The organism is Cryptosporangium aurantiacum, assembly GCF_900143005.1.
In the GTDB taxonomy this organism is placed as follows: domain Bacteria; phylum Actinomycetota; class Actinomycetes; order Mycobacteriales; family Cryptosporangiaceae; genus Cryptosporangium; species Cryptosporangium aurantiacum.
This window is the reverse complement of sequence record NZ_FRCS01000008.1, coordinates 98,817-114,225: the sequence shown is the minus strand read 5'-3', so window position 1 is coordinate 114,225 and position 15,409 is coordinate 98,817. Positions and strand designations below refer to the sequence as shown.

General features: G+C 72.4%; 13 protein-coding genes. 7 read left to right on the top strand and 6 right to left on the bottom strand.

Annotated features, from left to right (window positions below; translation table 11 throughout):
- Window positions 1–83: 83 nt before the first annotated feature.
- Both BUB75_RS44395 and BUB75_RS25560 read left to right on the top strand, forming a co-directional pair.
- Window positions 84–1,295, top strand: a complete 1,212-nt coding sequence (locus BUB75_RS44395) for a S1C family serine protease (protein ID WP_084741696.1) — start codon at window positions 84–86, stop codon at window positions 1,293–1,295.
- A 95-nt stretch (window positions 1,296–1,390) separates the two neighbouring features.
- Window positions 1,391–2,251, top strand: coding sequence for a hypothetical protein (locus BUB75_RS25560; RefSeq protein ID WP_073260360.1), 861 nt, complete (start codon window positions 1,391–1,393; stop codon window positions 2,249–2,251).
- A gap of 42 nt (window positions 2,252–2,293) precedes the next feature.
- On the opposite strand, the gene BUB75_RS25555 is transcribed toward BUB75_RS25560, so the two are convergent.
- Both BUB75_RS25555 and BUB75_RS25550 read right to left on the bottom strand, forming a co-directional pair.
- Window positions 2,294–2,998 carry an RNA polymerase sigma factor gene (locus BUB75_RS25555; RefSeq protein WP_073260359.1) on the bottom strand — a complete coding sequence of 235 codons (705 nt, stop codon included), beginning with the start codon at window positions 2,996–2,998 and terminating at the stop codon, window positions 2,294–2,296.
- 43 nt (window positions 2,999–3,041) lie between these two features.
- Entirely contained in the window at window positions 3,042–3,614 is a 573-nt protein-coding gene (locus tag BUB75_RS25550) for a DUF3000 domain-containing protein (RefSeq protein WP_073260358.1), read from the bottom strand.
- Between the two features lie 143 nt (window positions 3,615–3,757).
- Between BUB75_RS25550 and hemE the strand changes: the two genes are divergently transcribed.
- A complete protein-coding gene (gene hemE / locus BUB75_RS25545) occupies window positions 3,758–4,897 on the top strand; it encodes a uroporphyrinogen decarboxylase (protein WP_084741773.1) in 1,140 nt (379 codons plus the stop codon).
- Window positions 4,898–5,074: 177 nt separating this feature from the next.
- Here hemE and BUB75_RS25540 read toward each other — a convergent pair whose 3' ends face one another.
- Complete coding sequence (locus tag BUB75_RS25540) at window positions 5,075–6,190, bottom strand: DUF4349 domain-containing protein (protein ID WP_073260357.1); 1,116 nt, start codon at window positions 6,188–6,190, stop codon at window positions 5,075–5,077.
- A gap of 202 nt (window positions 6,191–6,392) precedes the next feature.
- Between BUB75_RS25540 and hemG the strand changes: the two genes are divergently transcribed.
- Both hemG and hemQ read left to right on the top strand, forming a co-directional pair.
- The gene (hemG, locus tag BUB75_RS25535) at window positions 6,393–7,862 is read left to right on the top strand and encodes a protoporphyrinogen oxidase (protein WP_218617751.1); all 1,470 of its coding nucleotides are present in this window, start codon (window positions 6,393–6,395) and stop codon (window positions 7,860–7,862) included.
- A gap of 21 nt (window positions 7,863–7,883) precedes the next feature.
- Window positions 7,884–8,600 (top strand): hydrogen peroxide-dependent heme synthase, encoded by a 717-nt coding sequence (hemQ, locus tag BUB75_RS25530; protein WP_073260356.1) that lies wholly within the window; start codon window positions 7,884–7,886, stop codon window positions 8,598–8,600.
- Between the two features lie 37 nt (window positions 8,601–8,637).
- Here hemQ and msrB read toward each other — a convergent pair whose 3' ends face one another.
- The 3 genes from msrB to BUB75_RS25515 form a co-directional block, all read right to left on the bottom strand.
- The gene (gene msrB / locus BUB75_RS25525; protein WP_073260355.1) at window positions 8,638–9,057 is read right to left on the bottom strand and encodes a peptide-methionine (R)-S-oxide reductase MsrB; all 420 of its coding nucleotides are present in this window, start codon (window positions 9,055–9,057) and stop codon (window positions 8,638–8,640) included.
- A 19-nt stretch (window positions 9,058–9,076) separates the two neighbouring features.
- A complete protein-coding gene (locus BUB75_RS25520; RefSeq protein WP_073260354.1) occupies window positions 9,077–11,644 on the bottom strand; it encodes a lamin tail domain-containing protein in 2,568 nt (855 codons plus the stop codon).
- Window positions 11,645–11,773: 129 nt separating this feature from the next.
- On the bottom strand, window positions 11,774–13,120 hold the full coding sequence (locus tag BUB75_RS25515; RefSeq protein ID WP_073260353.1) for a class I SAM-dependent methyltransferase: 1,347 nt from the start codon (window positions 13,118–13,120) through the stop codon (window positions 11,774–11,776).
- Window positions 13,121–13,437: 317 nt separating this feature from the next.
- Between BUB75_RS25515 and ligD the strand changes: the two genes are divergently transcribed.
- Both ligD and BUB75_RS25505 read left to right on the top strand, forming a co-directional pair.
- Window positions 13,438–14,475, top strand: a complete 1,038-nt coding sequence (ligD, locus tag BUB75_RS25510; protein WP_073260352.1) for a non-homologous end-joining DNA ligase — start codon at window positions 13,438–13,440, stop codon at window positions 14,473–14,475.
- 115 nt (window positions 14,476–14,590) lie between these two features.
- Window positions 14,591–15,352, top strand: a complete 762-nt coding sequence (locus tag BUB75_RS25505) for a dienelactone hydrolase family protein (protein ID WP_084741772.1) — start codon at window positions 14,591–14,593, stop codon at window positions 15,350–15,352.
- The last annotated feature ends 57 nt before the right edge of the window (window positions 15,353–15,409 follow it).

The window sequence follows — 15,409 nt, the reverse complement described above, 5'->3', positions numbered from 1 at the left end:
GTGCACTCCTAACCCCCAGTGGCCTCGAAGCGGTCGGACCGGACGACCGGTACCGGTTCACCGGGCAGGAAGGCAGCACAGGTATGTCAGACCGCGGGGACGAGAACTCCGCCGCGCCCCACGCGCCCGGCGCGCCGACCGGTCCGTTACCGGGCCCGCGGCCGCCGACGAGTGGCTGGTCGCAGCAATCGCCGAACGGCGCCTACGGCGGTACCCACGTGCCCCCGCCGTCACCCAGCCAGACCACCGGAGCGTTCGGCGCGCCCTCGCGCACCGTCTCGGCGCCGCCGTACGGCAGCGGCTACCCGACGGCCGGTCAGCCCGGGTCACACTCGTCGACGTCCGCGTTCGGCGCTCCGGCGCCCACCGGCCCGCTGCCGCACGCTTCGACCCAGCCGCTCGGAACCCAGCCGCCCGGAGCCCAGCCGCTCGGCGGCTCGCCGCTCGGAACCCAGCCGCTGGGCGGCTCACCGCTGGGGACCACCCCGCCGGGTTCCCGCCCGCCGTCCCGGCAGCTCGGTCCGATCGGTTTCTGGCTCGCCGTCTTCCTGTTGATCGTCGTCGTGGTGCAGGCCGTGTTGCTGGCCCGCTACTCCGGTGATCTGGACGAGGCGAAGGCCGCGCAGACCTCGGCTGCGGCGTCCGCAGCCAAGGACCGTGAGGACCTCGGCAACCTGACGAAGCGCGTCCAGTCGCTCGAGGAGCGCACCAAGGGCACGCTGAACTCCACCGCGGTGGCCAAGCAGGTTCTGCCCTCGGTGTTCAGCGTCCGGGCCGGGCAGGCCACCGGCACCGCGTTCGCGTTCGGCAAGGACGCCGAGGGCGGCACGCTGCTGATCACGAACTACCACGTCGTCGACGGGCTGGTGTCCTCCGGCGGACGCAACGCGACGATCCAGCGGGAATCGGAGAGCTACCCGGTCACGGTCGAGGACACCGACAAGGGACGTGACCTGGCAGTCCTCCGCACGACCGCAAAGTTCACACCGCTCAAGAAGGCCACCGTCGAGGTCGCGCCCGGTGACCCGGTGATCGTCGTCGGTGCCCCGCTGGGCCTCACCGACACCGTGACCACCGGCGTGGTCAGCGCGGTCCGCGACGACGTCCAGGGCCTCTCCACCCGGGTGATCCAGTTCGACGCCGCGATCAACCCGGGCAACTCCGGTGGCCCGGTCATCAACGCCGACGGCGAGGTCGTCGGCATCGCCCAGGCCAAGATCGTTGCCGAGGGGGCCGACGGACTCGGCCTCGCGATCCCGATCGAAGAGGTCTGCAAGGGCCTCATCCGCTGCTGAGAAGGCTCTACCCCCCGTCCCCCGCCGGGTCTCGTCACCACCTCCGGGCCCCGCCGAGCTACTTCACCGCCACGCGAACGACCAGGAGGAACCCCGTGTCCAATCCGGGCTACGGCAACCAGGGCAGCCCCTACTCGTCCGATCCGCAGTGGAACGGCTCGTCGCCGTACCAGCCGGCCCAGCCGGAGCAGCAGCCCGCCCCGGCGTCCGACCCGTGGGCGCAGCCGGCGGCCAGCCCGTACCCGGCGACGCCCGGCTCCGGCAGTGAGTACGCCGCGCCGGTGTCCGGCGCCGAGTACACCGTGCCGAGCTACTCCTCGCCTCCGGAGGTGGCGCCGCCGTCCGGTCCGCCGGCCTCCGCGCCCCCGGCCTCGGTACCGCCCGCCTCGGGCCCGCCCACGTCCGTGCCCCCGGCCGGATACGGCGCGCCCGGCTACGGGCCTGCGCCCACCGGCCCGATCCCGACCGGCCCGATCCCGGGTGTGCACCAGACCGCACCGATCCCGGGCGGGGAGGTCGGCCCGAGCGCCTACGGGCAGCAGCCCGGCGCGCCGAAGAAGAACCGGCTGGTCATCGTTCTCGGTGCCGCGACCGCGGTGCTGCTCGTCCTCGGGCTGACGATGAGCGGGCTGTTCATCGCGAAGAACGGTGAGCAGAACGACACCCAGGCCCGGCTGACCGCGGCCGAGGACACGATCGCCGCCCGCGACTCCAAGATCTCCACGCTGGAGAAGGACCTCACCGACACCAAGACCAAGCTCACGAACACCGAGCAGCAGCTCGACGGCACCAAGGACTCGCTCGGCACCGCCAACGCCGACAAGCAGGTCATCGCGCAGTGCCTGAAGCTCGTGATCGAGGCGCTGGACGCGATCGGCAAGGGCGACCAGGCCAAGACCGATCAGCTGATCAAGCAGCTCGACGCCCCGTGCACGAAAGCGGAAGGCCTGATCTGACGCACGCGAAGGGGCCCCGCCACGGCGGGGCCCCTTCGCGTCTCAACCGGCCCGCACGAACCGGTTCCGGTCCCAGCGGTAGTTCTGGACGCCGCTCTCCAGCCGCACCGTGACGAGACGGTCGTGCACGCTCACCGAGGGAGGCGCGGCCTTCTCGATCCACGTCACCAGCCGCGCGGGACCCGCCTCGACGTACGCGATCACCGCCCACGACGACGGGCCGGACATCGGACGGATCTCCAGCACCAGGACGGCGTCCTCGGCCGTGGTGACGAGTGGACCGAACGCGGGCGGAAGACGGTCGACGTCGACGACGTAGCGCACCGGCCGCCCGTCCGGGTCCCGTCCGAGCGCCTGGCCATCGGCGAGCACGATGTACGGGGAGCCGCCCTGCCGATCGAGGTTGTCCGCGCGCCCGACGACCTCCTCGGCGATGTCAGGGACCGCGCGCGGCTCGGGCAGCCGCTCCATCGCCGCGGCGTGGCGTCGGCGGGTCCGGGTGGTGTTGCGGGATACGTTCGTGGCGATTCCGAGCAGCCAGGGCACGAGCGGTCCGCCGTCGGCGTTGACCTTGTGTCGCCCACGCCAGGCTTCGAGGAACGTCAGCGACACGACGTCCTCGGCCCCTGCCCAGTCGCCGAGCAGCCGGAACGCGTAGTTGTACACGCGGCCCGCGGATTGCTCGAACAGCTCCGCGAACGCGTCGCCGTCGCCGTCGCGGACGCGTTGTCGCAACGATCTCGTCATGCCCTTGCCCTGTCCGGTGAGAGACCGGCGTTACCAGGAGCGCTCAGGCCGAGTTGTGCGCGGCCAGGACGGTGACGCCGGGGGGCGGTAGGCCCGCGGTGGACGCCAGCAGGCCGCACCACGCGTCCAAGTGCGGTGAGAGGTCCACCGAACTGCCGAGCATCGGCGTCCAGGACGCCCTGACCTCGACGTCGGAGCTGGTCGGAGGACCGGCGAGGTCGCCGAAGCGGGTCGAGCTGACCTGGGTGACCGTGCCGCCGATCGCGGCGTAGCGGGCGCCGGCGAGGTCGAGCGCGTCCAGGAGCCAGCTCCAGCCGACGGCGGCGAGCATCGGGTCGGTGCCCATCTCGGCCTCGAGTTCGGCGGTCACGTACGAGACGACGCGCCAGTGCCCGTCCCACGCCTCCTGGCCGGACGGGTCGTGCAGCACGATCAACCGTCCCGTCGCTACCTCCTCGTCGCCGCGGAGGACGGTGCCGGACAGCGCGTGACTGCGAGGGGCGAGCCGCTGAGGAGCCGGGACCTCCTCGAGCAAGATCTCCGGGCGCGTCCGCACCGCGCGCAACGTCGCCACGGCGCGCGCGAACGGGTCGGGCTCGGCGCCGGTGGGGGCCATGACTCAAGAGCGTAGGGGGAGCGGCGGAGACCGCGCAGCGAGGCGCGCCGGTCCGTCGACCGGCGCCGCTTCCGGGTGGCACGTCGGCGGGCGCCGTATGCCGACGTGCCGTCCGGAGGCGGCTCCGTGAAACCATGGCCGTCATGACCGACACCGCAGCACCCCGCGGCGCCGCGCCGCAGCCCGCAGCCGACGCCGCTCCGCAAGCCGTCGCGGAGCAGGTCACCGGGCGTGCGCCGGTACCGGCGGAGCTGGCGGACGGCCCGTTCCTGCGCGCCTGCCGCCGGGAATCGGTGTCGCACACGCCGGTCTGGTTCATGCGCCAAGCCGGCCGGTCGCTGCCGGAGTACCGGAAGGTCCGGGAGGGCATCGGCATGCTCGATTCGTGCCGTCGCGCCGACCTTGTGACCGAGATCACCCTGCAGCCGATCCGTCGGCACGGGGTGGACGCGGCGATCTTCTTCTCCGACATCGTCGTCCCGCTGATCGCCGTCGGCGTCGGGCTCGACATCGTCGCGGGCGTCGGCCCGGTGGTCGACGAGCCGTTCCGGACGGAGGCCGACCTCGAGCGGCTGCGGCCGCTGGAGCCCGACGACGTTCCGTACGTCACCGAGGCGGTCGGTGCGCTCGTCGGTGAGCTCGGCCCGATCCCGCTGATCGGCTTCGCCGGTGCACCGTTCACGCTCGCCAGCTACCTGGTCGAGGGCGGCCCGTCGCGGACGCATGCCCGCACGAAGGCGCTGATGTACGGCAACCCCGGGCTGTGGAACGCGCTCTGCGGCAGGCTGGCCGGGATATCGTCGGCGTTCTTGCAGGTGCAGGTGGCGGCCGGGGCGTCGGCCGTGCAGTTGTTCGACTCCTGGGCGGGTGCGCTGTCGGAGGCCGACTACCGGAGGTACGTCCAGCCGCACTCGGCGCGCGTCCTCGCGGACCTGGCCCCGACCGGCGTGCCGAAGATCCACTTCGGGGTCGGAACCGCGGAGTTGCTCGGTGCGATGGGCGAGGCCGGCGCCGACGTGGTCGGCGTCGACTGGCGGACGCCGCTGGCTGCGGCGTCCGCCCGGATTGGCCGCGACCGTGCGGTGCAGGGCAACCTCGACCCGGCCGTCCTGCTGTCCGAGCCGTCGGTGGTCGCGGAGCACGTCGAGAGGGTGCTCGCCGACGGCGCGTCGGCGCCGGGGCACATCTTCAACCTGGGGCACGGCGTGCTGCCGGAGACCGACCCGGACGTCCTGACCCGCGTCGTCGAGCTCGTACACGAGCGCTCCGCCCGCCCAGCCTGACGCCCGCGCCGACCCGACCGGGCCGCCCCGCGCTGCCGGGCCGCCCCGCGCTGCCGGGCCGCCCCGCGCTGCCGGGCCGCCCCGCGCTGCCGGGCCGCCCCGCGCTGCCGGGCCGCGTTGCCAGCTGCGCCGCGGCCCGACCGGCGCCGCCCGGCCGTCAGGCCGGGCGGCGGGGGCTCAGGCCCGTGGACCGACCGGCTGGGCGGGCGCCGACGGCCCGCTCGGCCCCGCAGGCGCGGACGGCCCGTTCGGCCCGCCCGGCCCGTTCGGTCCGTGAGGTCCGCCGGAGCCGCCCGGGCCGTTCGAGCCGCCGGGGCCGTTCGGCGTGGACGGCCCGTTCGGGCCCGTCGGCGGCGCCGGGGAGGACGGCGAGGCAGGCGGGGTCAGGTGCCGCCGGGACCGGCGGACGCCCCACCAGATCGGGATGGCGATCAGCGCGATCGTCACCAGGAACGGCGCGAGCCAGCCGAGCACGGTCAGCAGCACGGTGATCGTCGAGACGAACGCGTCCCAGCCGTTCCGCAGCCCGACGATCAGGCCACGCTCCTTCTTCTCGACCTTCGGTTCCGCCGACGGCTCGGTGAGCGTCAGCGTGATCGTCGAGAGGTTGACCCGGTCGGTGTTCGTGCGGCGGCTCGCTTCGAGGGCCGCCAGCTCGCTCTCCCGGGAGGTCAGTTCGCGCTCGATCGACGCGAGCTCGGTGATCGAGTTCGCGCGCGAGAGCAGCGACCGCACCCGCGCGACGCTGGCGCGCTGGGCGGTGATGCGGGACTCCAAGTCGATCGCCGAGGACTGCAGGTCCTCGGTGCCGAGCTGCCGCGACCGCTCGGTGCCGAGCGCGGACAGCGCGTCCACGGTCGCGGTGAACTTCCCGGACGGCACCCGCAGCGTCAGCGTGATCGTGACGTCGTCGTCCTCGCCGGTGACCCGTCGTTCGTCGGCGGAGACGTAACCGCCAGCGGCCTCGGTGGCATCGATGGCGCGCGTCGCGGCGTCCGGGACGTTCTTCGCGGTGACCGACAGGCTCCCGATGTACACCAGCGCCCGGTTGCGCGTGCCCAGCGTCGTCACGGTGCCGGGGCGGCCCGCCTGGTCCTCGGTGGTGGTCTTGCCGGAGTTCACATCGGGGTTCGCCGGGGCGCCGCCGGCCGACGCCGCTTCCGGCGCACTGGAGTCGGACCCGCTGTCGTCACCGCTGCATCCGGCGAGTACCAGCGCGGCGGTCAGCAGGACCGCGACCAGCAACGGTGGTCCGGACGCTCGGCGTCGGGGGCGGATCAGGCGGGCGTCCATGGTGGTCCCTCTCGTCGGCGTCGTGGGGGCTTCGAGCCTGTGCGAGTTCGACGTGGCGATGGGCCCGGTGGTTGCATCCGTTCGACGGTCGTTGTCCGGCCGTGACCGAACGGTGCCCCGGACGCGTGACGCTGCCCACGTCCGGCAGGTTCGCGGGTGTTCGCACCGGCCGGACGCCGTTCGGGTGCGGCACGATGGTTTCGTGCTGTTCGAGGACCGCGTCACCCGTCCGCTGCACGTCGTCGTGGTCGGCGGTGGTATCGCCGGCCTCGCCGCCGCGCTCCGCATTCGTGACACCGCGCCGGACGGGACCGCGGTCACCGTGATCGAGCAGTCGGGCAGCGTCGGCGGGAAGCTCCGAACCGGCCGGGTGGCCGGAGTGCCGGTCGAGGACGGCGCCGAGTCGTTCCTGCTGCGGGTCCCGGAGGCCCGCGCGCTGGCCGAGCGGGTCGGGCTCGCGCACGATCTGGTCAGCCCCACGGCCGCCGGAGCGACGGTCTGGGTGGACGGCATGCTCCGCGCGCTACCGGCGGGCACGCTGCTCGGCGTCCCGGCCGACCTGGAGGCCACCGCCGCGTCCGGTGTGCTCAGCGACGACGGGCTGGCGCTGGTCCGCGCGGAGTCCTGCCGGCCCGGCGTCCCGCTCGGGGACAGCGACGTCGCGGTCGGCGCTCTGATCGCCGACCGGCTCGGTTCCGAGGTCCTGGATCGGCTGGTCGAGCCGCTGCTCGGCGGCGTGTACGCCGGGCAGGCCAGCCGGTTGTCGCTGCGAGCGACGATGCCGGCGCTGGCCGCGGGCCTGGCCGACCAGCCGTCGCTGGTGAAGGCCGCCCGCGCCGCCCGGGGCAACCCGCGCCCGGAGACGCCCCCGACGCCGATGTTCGCGACCGTGCGCGGTGGGCTGTCCCGGCTGGTCACCACCGTCGCGCACGAGTCGAAGGCCGCGATCCGGACCGGGTTGCCGGTGCGGGCGTTGCAGCGCACCCCGGACGGCTGGCAGCTCACGGTTGGGTCCGCGGGGCTCGGCGGCAGCACGACCGTCCGCGCCGATGCGGTGGTGTTGGCGGTGCCGGCCGCTCCGGCGTCCCGATTGCTGGCAGACGTGGACGCGACCGCGGCGGGCACCGTCGGCGTACTGGAGTACGCGAGCGTCGGGTTGGTCTCGCTGGTCCTGCCGGGCCGGCTGCCGCTGCCGCCGGGCACCGGCGCACTGGTCCCCGCCAGCTCCGGACGCCTGGTCAAAGCCGTCACCTACGTCTCGCAGAAGTGGGGACACGTAGTTGAGGCACGCGGTCTCGACGGGTACGTCGGCGACCCGGTCACCGTCGTGCGGGCCTCGGTCGGCAGGCACGGCGAGGAGACGGCGCTCCAGCGGGACGACGAGTCGCTGGTCGCCACCGTCCTGGAGGAACTCGGCACGCTGGTGCCGCTACCCGGCGGCTGGCCGGCGCCGCTCGGCGTCAAGGTGAACAGGTGGGGCGGCGCGCTGCCGCAGTACGCACCCGGTCACCTCGACCGGGTGGCCGCCGTGCGCGCGGCGCTGGCCACCGAACCGACCCTGGCGCTGGCCGGGGCCGCCTACGACGGCGTCGGCATTCCGGCCTGTATCCGGTCCGGCCAGGCCGCTGCCGACCAGATACTGTCGGCGCTCGCCACCCGAGTGCCGGCATGAACCGAGGGGAGAGCCAGTCCAATGGCTGAGCAGGCTGCCGGGAACAACCCGAACGCCCAGCGGATCCGGGAGCTCAACGACTCGATCCGGTACACGATGTGGTCGGTGTTCCGGGCCGAGAACCGCCTGCCCGCCGACCGTGCGTCGATCTCGACCGAGGTCGAGGAGCTGTTCGAGCAGCTGGCCCAGAAGGACGTCGTCGTGCGTGGCGTCTACGACGTGTCCGGCCTCCGGGCCGACGCCGACCTGATGGTCTGGTGGCACGCGTCGTCCTCGGACGCGCTGCAGGAGGCGTACGGGCGGCTGCGGCGCACCGAGCTCGGCGCCCATCTCCAGCCGGTCTGGTCGCAGCTGGCGCTGCACCGCCCCGCGGAGTTCAACCGGAGTCACATCCCGGCGTTCCTGGCCGACGAGCAGGCGCGTGCGTACGTGTGCGTATACCCGTTCGTCCGGTCGTACGAGTGGTACCTGCTCCCGGACGAGGAGCGCCGCGCGATGCTCGCCGAGCACGGCAAGATGGCGCGCGGCTACGCCGACGTCCGGGCGAACACCGTCGCGTCGTTCGCGCTGGGCGACTACGAGTGGATGCTGGCGTTCGAGGCCGACGAGCTGCACCGGATGGTCGACCTGATGCGTGACCTGCGGGCTTCGACCGCGCGCCGGCACGTCCGCGAGGAGACGCCGTTCTACACCGGTCGTCGCAAGCCGGTCGCCGAGATCGTCGCGTCGCTGCCGTGACGCGTGCGGGCCCCGGCGCGCCGGGGCCCCACGGGCGTCAGCTCTCGGCCGGCTCCAGCGTGAGCGAGATCGAGTTGATGCAGTACCGGTCGTCGGTGGGGGTGCCGTAGCCCTCGCCGTGGAAGACGTGACCGAGGTGCGAGTCGCAGGCCGCGCAGCGGACCTCGACCCGCCGCATCCCGAGCGTGTTGTCCTCGATCAGGACGACGTTCTGCGCGTCCGACGGCGCGTAGAAACTCGGCCAGCCGCAGTGCGATTCGAACTTGGTCTCGGAGCGGAACAATTCTGCCCCGCAAGCGCGACAGTGGTAGACGCCGACCGTCTTGGTGTCGGTGTATTCACCGGTGAAGGCCCGCTCGGTGCCGGCTTGACGAAGAACCTGATACTCCTGCGGAGTGAGCTGGGCGCGCCACTCCTCGTCCGACTTGACAACAGTCGGCCGCGTGTGCTGAGTCATGCCTACAACCGTACCTCGGTCAGGGGGTGGCCGACTCGGGAGACGATGAGCTCTCCGGCTGCGGTGGTCCGGCCGGGAGCCGCACGTGACCCACCACCGGATCGTGGTCCGACCAGCGCGCCGCGAACTCGCTCTGTGCGTGGACGACGTCGACCGCCGTGCCCTTCAGCGCGCGGCTGACCAGCACGTGGTCGAGCAGCACCGCGTTGCCCTCCAGGACCATGCTGTACCGGTCGGCGGGGTTCAGCGTCGCGGTCGGGTCCAGCAGCCCGCCGCCCGCGGTCAGCAGCCCCAGCGTCGGCGTGTTCTCCGCGTCGGCGATGCCACCGACGACCACGACAGCGGCGTTCGGATCGGCGGCCAGCAGCGCGTCGACGAACGAGCGGACGACCGAGGCCTGGCTGCCACGCTGCTGTTCGGACGTCCGCTGTGGGGGTTGGTGCCGTCCGAAGAGCGGCTCGTCACCACGCCCGGTGACGAAGTGGTTCCCGATCACGAACACGGTCTGCCCGCGGAAGCGGAACTCGCCCGCCAGCGACTTCCTGGCGTCCTTGAACGCCGGGCTGGCGGCGTCGACCCGTCCCGGCGACAGCGTCAGCCCGGTCTTGCCGTCGAGCGACGTCACCTGAGTGGCCGTGATCGCGTCCGGGGCACCGCGGTCGACGAACGTCACTCGCGCGGGGTTGAAGAGGAAGCCCAGCCGCCGGTTCTCCGGTCCGGAGCCGTCCTTCCCGCTCACCGGGTCGATCTGCCGGTAGTCGTAGCGCGGGCCGCCCGCTGCCCGGATCGTGTCGATGAGCGCTTTCCAGCCCTGCTCGGCGTCGACCTGCGAGTCGGAGGCGCGTCCGTCATCGTCCGGCATCTCTTCGACCGACACGATGTCCGGGGACCGCAACCCTCGCACCACCGTCGCGGCGAGCTGGCGCACGCGGGTCGTCTCGCCGGTCGGGTTGACCGTGGTGACGTTGATGCTGGAGACCGTGAGGTCGGTCGGTGCAGCCGGCCGGGCGGTCTCCGGAGCGATCTTGCTGCCGACGATCCCGGGTGTCGCCAGCACCTCGACGCGGTAGTCACCGCGGCCGTAGTCGAGGACGCCGTCGATCGCGCCGCGCAGCCGGTCGCCGACGTTCGCCACCGGCAACGGCGCGAGCAGGTCGTCGAGCAGGACCCGTTCGGTGTTCGGATCGGTGGGGGTGAGGCGTAGCCCGCCGCGTGCCGTGCGCGGTGACCCGACACCGCTGGGCAGCACCGGCAGCTGGCCGTTCACGCTGGTCGGCCCCACCACGACCGGTTCGACGACGCGAACCAGCATGCCTTCGAGCGACTCGTAGAAGTCCAGTGCGTTGGTGGCCGGTGCGAACATCCTGGCGGTCTCGACGTCGCCGGGGGCATCGGTGCGGACCTGGGTGGGTGGCACCCGGCCGCCAGGGCCGATCAGCACCGGGATCGGTCGCCGCGCGGCGCCGGTGGCGACCGAGACCGTCGGCCGGATGAGCTCGGTGGTGGTCAGGTTGTCGCCGCCTACGGCGCCTCCCGGCCGGTACTCGGTGACGGTCCCTGCCACCCGGACCGTGTCACCACTCTGGACGCGCGGCGCGGTGCCGGTGAAGACGAACAGCCCGTCGCTGGTCGCCGGATTGTTGTCGGGAACGGGATCCTGCATCCAGAAGCCGGTTCGCCCGACCCCGGTGACCACGCCGGGAACCGCGGTCACCAGCCGGCCGGCGAGCGGCGACATGTGAGATTTGCCCTGGATATCAGCGATCCGAGCGGTCTTGCCCGCCGAGTCGCCGTGCCCGCCGGGAGGAGCCGGCGTCGCGACCGCGAAGTCGGCCGCGTTGTTGTCGGTGTCGACGCCACCCTCGGTGGTCAGCCCGGAGACGCCGTCAGCCGGGTCCGGGCCGCCCTCCACCCCCGCCGGGCCACCGGGGTCGTCCTCGATACTCGACGCGCTCTGGCCGCCGCTCGGGACCTTGATGTCCCGCCGGACCACGGCGGTGGTGGGGGAGAGCGCCGGTGCCGGGCGTCCCTCGGAGTCGTCGACGCTGCCGTAGCCGACGAAGTCGCGGACGCCCTCGACCGTGGTGCAGCTCGCGACGCAGCGCAGCGGCGACGAGTCGTGGACCAGCGCGACCTTTCCGCTGGTGGAGCCCAGGTCGAGGGTGCCGGTGACGTCGGGCTCCGGTAACCGGGTCGTGCCGCTGCGGCCCGTCGACTCGGCGATCAGGAACCGCCCGCCCGCCGGGATCCGGCCGGACAACCGGGTGAGGCCCCAGGAGCGCTCGCGCGGCGGGGCGAACTGCACGCTCCAGCCGGTCACGTCGACCGGTTCGTCGCCGCGGTTGGTCAGCTCGACGAAGTCCGCGGTCCAGATCGAGCCAGGCTCGCCGCCGCCGCCGTAGACCTGGCTGATCACGATGTCGGGGGGGCGGCCGGAGGTGCCGACCGTCGAGGACGTGGCGGTCGCGGTCAGCGCGATCGCGACGAGCAGGGCGGGGACCGCCGAGGGGAGGTAGAACGACGGCCGCCGTAACAGCTTGGCCAGCTCACTGCGGCGTACGTGTCGCTGGGGACGCGTCGTGCGCACATGCCGTACCCGATGTACATGCCTCCCCTGCGTCCGATTGCGTCCCACGAGCGCACACGCTACCTGCGGATCCCACCGGGCGGGGGTGGGCGTACGAGCCGCCCACCCGCGGGTCGGCCGAACGGTGGATCAATCCACCGTCGCGTACGACGCCCGGGTCGGGGGCATCAGGCTGTGGCCCTTCCGATCCGGACGGACGGCGAGCACCTGGTGGATCGAGATCCGGTTGCGCTCGAACGCCAGCGCGGAGCCGGCCATGTAGAGGCGCCACACCCGGGCCCGGCCGACGCTGCTCAGCTGGACCGCCTCGGCCCAGTGGTCTTCCAGATTGGTCACCCAGGCCCGCAGCGTCTTCCCGTAGTGCTCGCGCAGCGACTCGACGTCACGGACCTCGAACCCGGCGCTCTCCAACTGGTCGGAGATCCAGCCGGACGACTGCAGTTCGCCGTCCGGGAAGACGTACGCGGTGATGAACGTCCGCTCGGTCTTGCCCTTCCGGTGCGACTCGATCTTCTCGGTGACGGTCGGCGGCTGCGTGATCTGGTGGCTGAGCAACCGGCCGCCGGGCTTGAGCAGGCCGTAGAGCAGGCTCGCGTAGGTGTGCCACTGGTCGGTGCCGACGTGCTCGGCCATGCCGATGCTGGAGATCGCGTCGTACGGACCGTCATCGATGTCGCGGTAGTCCTGCTCGCGGATCTCGACCAGGTCTCCGACGCCTGCGGCGGCGGCGCGCTTCGCCGCGCCGACTGCTTGCTCGTGCGAGTTCGTGACGCCGACGACGTGGACGCCGTACTCGCGGGCGGCGTGGATCGCCATCGTGCCCCAGCCGCACCCCACGTCGAGCAGCCGCATGCCCGGCTTCAGGCCCAGCTTGCGGGCGATCAGCTCGACCTTGTTCCGCTGGGCCTGCTCGAGCGTCGTGGTGGCGGCCGGGTCGTCGAGCTCGGGCCAGTAGGCGCACGAGTACGTCATCGACTCGCCGAGCACCAGCCGGTAGAACTCGTTGCCGACGTTGTAGTGGTGGCCGATCGCCGCGGCGTCCCGGCGGACGCTGTGCAGCAGGCCGCTGGTCGGCCGCATCTCCTCCGGCGGGGGCGGCGGGTTGCTGCCGATCGCGCCGAGCCGGAGCGCCGACGCGACGATCGTCCGCTTGTCCTGGCTCGTCAGGTGCATGCCGTTGGTCGAGTCGAACAGGTGCAGCATCTGGTCGAGCGCGGCGATGAAATCGCCTTCGACGGCTAAGTCCCCGGCGACGAACGCGCGGGCCATGCCCACCTCGTTCGGGGACCACACCAACCGCCGCAGGGCTCGGCGGTTCCGGACGACCAACGTCGGACCGCCGTCCCGCTCGGCCGGACCGATCGTGCTGCCGTCCCAGGCGCGGATGCGCACGGGCGGCTCGGTGCCGAAAATCGTCGTGATCACAGGGCGTAACCGGTCGGCGACCGTGGCGCGGTCGGCAACGAGGTAACTCATCGACAACTTCCTTCCGTTCACCCACCGTGGCGACCCGGTGGAGTCACGAGGGCTCTGCGGCAGCCTCAGCTATGAGGTTGCCTAAACCAACTTCTTTTCCTTGATCATGCGCCTGTATGGGGGTTAGCGGTGCCGACCAAACGCCGTGATCGCGCCCACAGCCCTGGCCAGGCGGCTTCGCGGGGCCAGCGGGTCCACCGGGGATCCGGGACGGCGGGCGGCGATGTGGGGCAGCTGTGAAAATGTGTTGGGAACAGTCGTACCACCGAATCCTCCGGTTCGACACCAGTTAAGTGGGGCGGCGGTACGGTGCTGTTATGGCGTCCCGAGCAGCGTCACCGGCGGTCGAAGTCACCGTTGGTGACCGTGCGGTGAGGATCAGCAACCCCGATCGGGTCTACTTCGACGAGCCGCACGTCACCAAGCTCGACATCGTCAACTACTACCTGTCGGTCGGCGACGGCATCGTGCGCGCGCTGCGAGAGCGGCCCTGCATGCTGCACCGATACCCGGACGGTGTGTACTCGGGCGGCGTCGAGGGCGAGAAGATCTACCAGAAGCGCCTGCCGAAGGGCGCGCCGGACTGGGTGCAGAGCGTCCAGGTCCGGTTCCCGAGCGGCCGCGCGGCCGACGAACTCTGCGTGACCGAGCTGGCGTCGGTGGCGTGGGCGGTCCAGATGTCGACCGTCGAATTCCACCCGTGGCATTCGCGACGAGCGAACACCGAACAGCCCGACGAGCTGCGCATCGACCTCGATCCGCAGCCCGGCACCGGCCTGGCGGAAGCCCGCCGGGTCGGCGGCATCGTCCAGGAGATCCTCGCCGAGCTGGGCTGGGCGGGGTGGCCGAAGACGTCCGGCAACCGCGGCATCCACATCTACGTCCGGATCCGGCCCGACTGGACGTTCACCGAGGTCCGCCGCGCGGCGCTGGCGTTCGCGCGCGAGGTGGAACGGCGGGTGCCCGAGCTGGCCACCACCAAGTGGTGGAAGGAGGAGCGGGGCGAGCGGGTGTTCGTGGACTTCAACCAGAACGCCCGCGACCGGACGATCGCCAGCGCCTACAGCTTGCGTGGCCGGCCCGGCGCGCTGGTCTCGGCGCCGATCACCTGGGACGAACTGCCGGACGTCGAGAGCGAGGACCTCACGATCCGCACGGTGCCGCCCCGGTTCGCCGAGCTGGGCGACCTGCACGCGGGTATCGACGACGTGGCGGTCGGGATCGAGCCGCTGCTGGAGTGGTCGGAGCGGGACGCCCGCGACCACGACCTCGGCGACGCTCCCTATCCCCCGAATTACCCGAAGATGGAGGGCGAGCCGATGCGTGTGCAGCCCAGCCGCGCTCGGAAGCGCTGAGCACCGCCTCACTCTCCGGTTGTTTTCCGCGTCCGGATGGTGACGCGGAGCACATCCGCGGGTCATGCTCAGTACGACCGGCACTCCGGTGCGACCCGCCCTCGAGGAGGCGCGCATGCCCGAGCAGGCCCGAACCCCACTGACCAGGCCGCAGCGAACCCTGTCCCCACACAGCCACCCGCAGAGTGGATCCGGCCGGTCAGCCGCAGGTGGTAGCGACCGCGCGGACGTCAAGGAACGGGTCACCGAGGTCGTGGTGCGCGTGAGCGACGCGGAGCTGGCCGGGGTACTCGGCCGGCCCGACTCCGCGCGGGGTGTGGTGCTGTTCGCGCACGGGTCCGGCAGCTCCCGGAACAGCCCGCGGAACCGGCAGGTGGCGAAGGCGCTCTACCGCGCCGGCTATGCCGTGGTGCTCGTCGACCTGTTCACCGCGGCCGAGGAGCAGGAGGACCAGCGGACCGGGCGGGTGCGGTTCGACATCGACCTGCTGGCCCGCCGGGTCGACGACGTCGTCGGCTGGGTGATGGACCACCCGGAGACGCAGGGGTTGCCGCTCGGGCTGTTCGGTGCCAGCACCGGCGCGGCGGGTGCGCTCGCCGCCGCCGCGCAGCGGCCGGAGACGGTGCGGGCGGTGGTGAGCCGGGGCGGACGTCCCGACCTCGCGAGCAGTTGGCTCCCGACCGTGGCGGCGCCGACGCTGCTGGTGGTAGGGGCGCTCGACCATCCGGTGCTGGAGCTGAACCGCCAGGCCGCAGACGCGCTCGGCGGCCTCGCGCGTGTCGAGATCGTCCCCGGCGCAACCCACCTCTTCGAAGAACCCGGCTGCCTCGACAGAGTTGCGGCTCTCACCACGTCGTGGATCCAGACGCACCTCTGAGTGCACGGCCCGCTCAGGGCGGCGCTGACAGCCGCGCGCAACGACTTGAGTATGACG

Coding starts and splice junctions, on each gene's coding strand:
- BUB75_RS44395 (WP_084741696.1), top strand. CDS start 84: ATGTCAGACCGCGGGGACGAGAACTCCGCCGCGCCCCACGCGCCCGGC.
- BUB75_RS25555 (WP_073260359.1), bottom strand. CDS start 2,998: ATGACGAGATCGTTGCGACAACGCGTCCGCGACGGCGACGGCGACGCG.
- BUB75_RS25550 (WP_073260358.1), bottom strand. CDS start 3,614: ATGGCCCCCACCGGCGCCGAGCCCGACCCGTTCGCGCGCGCCGTGGCG.
- hemE (WP_084741773.1), top strand. CDS start 3,758: ATGACCGACACCGCAGCACCCCGCGGCGCCGCGCCGCAGCCCGCAGCC.
- BUB75_RS25540 (WP_073260357.1), bottom strand. CDS start 6,190: ATGGACGCCCGCCTGATCCGCCCCCGACGCCGAGCGTCCGGACCACCG.
- hemQ (WP_073260356.1), top strand. CDS start 7,884: ATGGCTGAGCAGGCTGCCGGGAACAACCCGAACGCCCAGCGGATCCGG.
- msrB (WP_073260355.1), bottom strand. CDS start 9,057: ATGACTCAGCACACGCGGCCGACTGTTGTCAAGTCGGACGAGGAGTGG.
- BUB75_RS25515 (WP_073260353.1), bottom strand. CDS start 13,120: ATGAGTTACCTCGTTGCCGACCGCGCCACGGTCGCCGACCGGTTACGC.
- ligD (WP_073260352.1), top strand. CDS start 13,438: ATGGCGTCCCGAGCAGCGTCACCGGCGGTCGAAGTCACCGTTGGTGAC.
- BUB75_RS25505 (WP_084741772.1), top strand. CDS start 14,591: ATGCCCGAGCAGGCCCGAACCCCACTGACCAGGCCGCAGCGAACCCTG.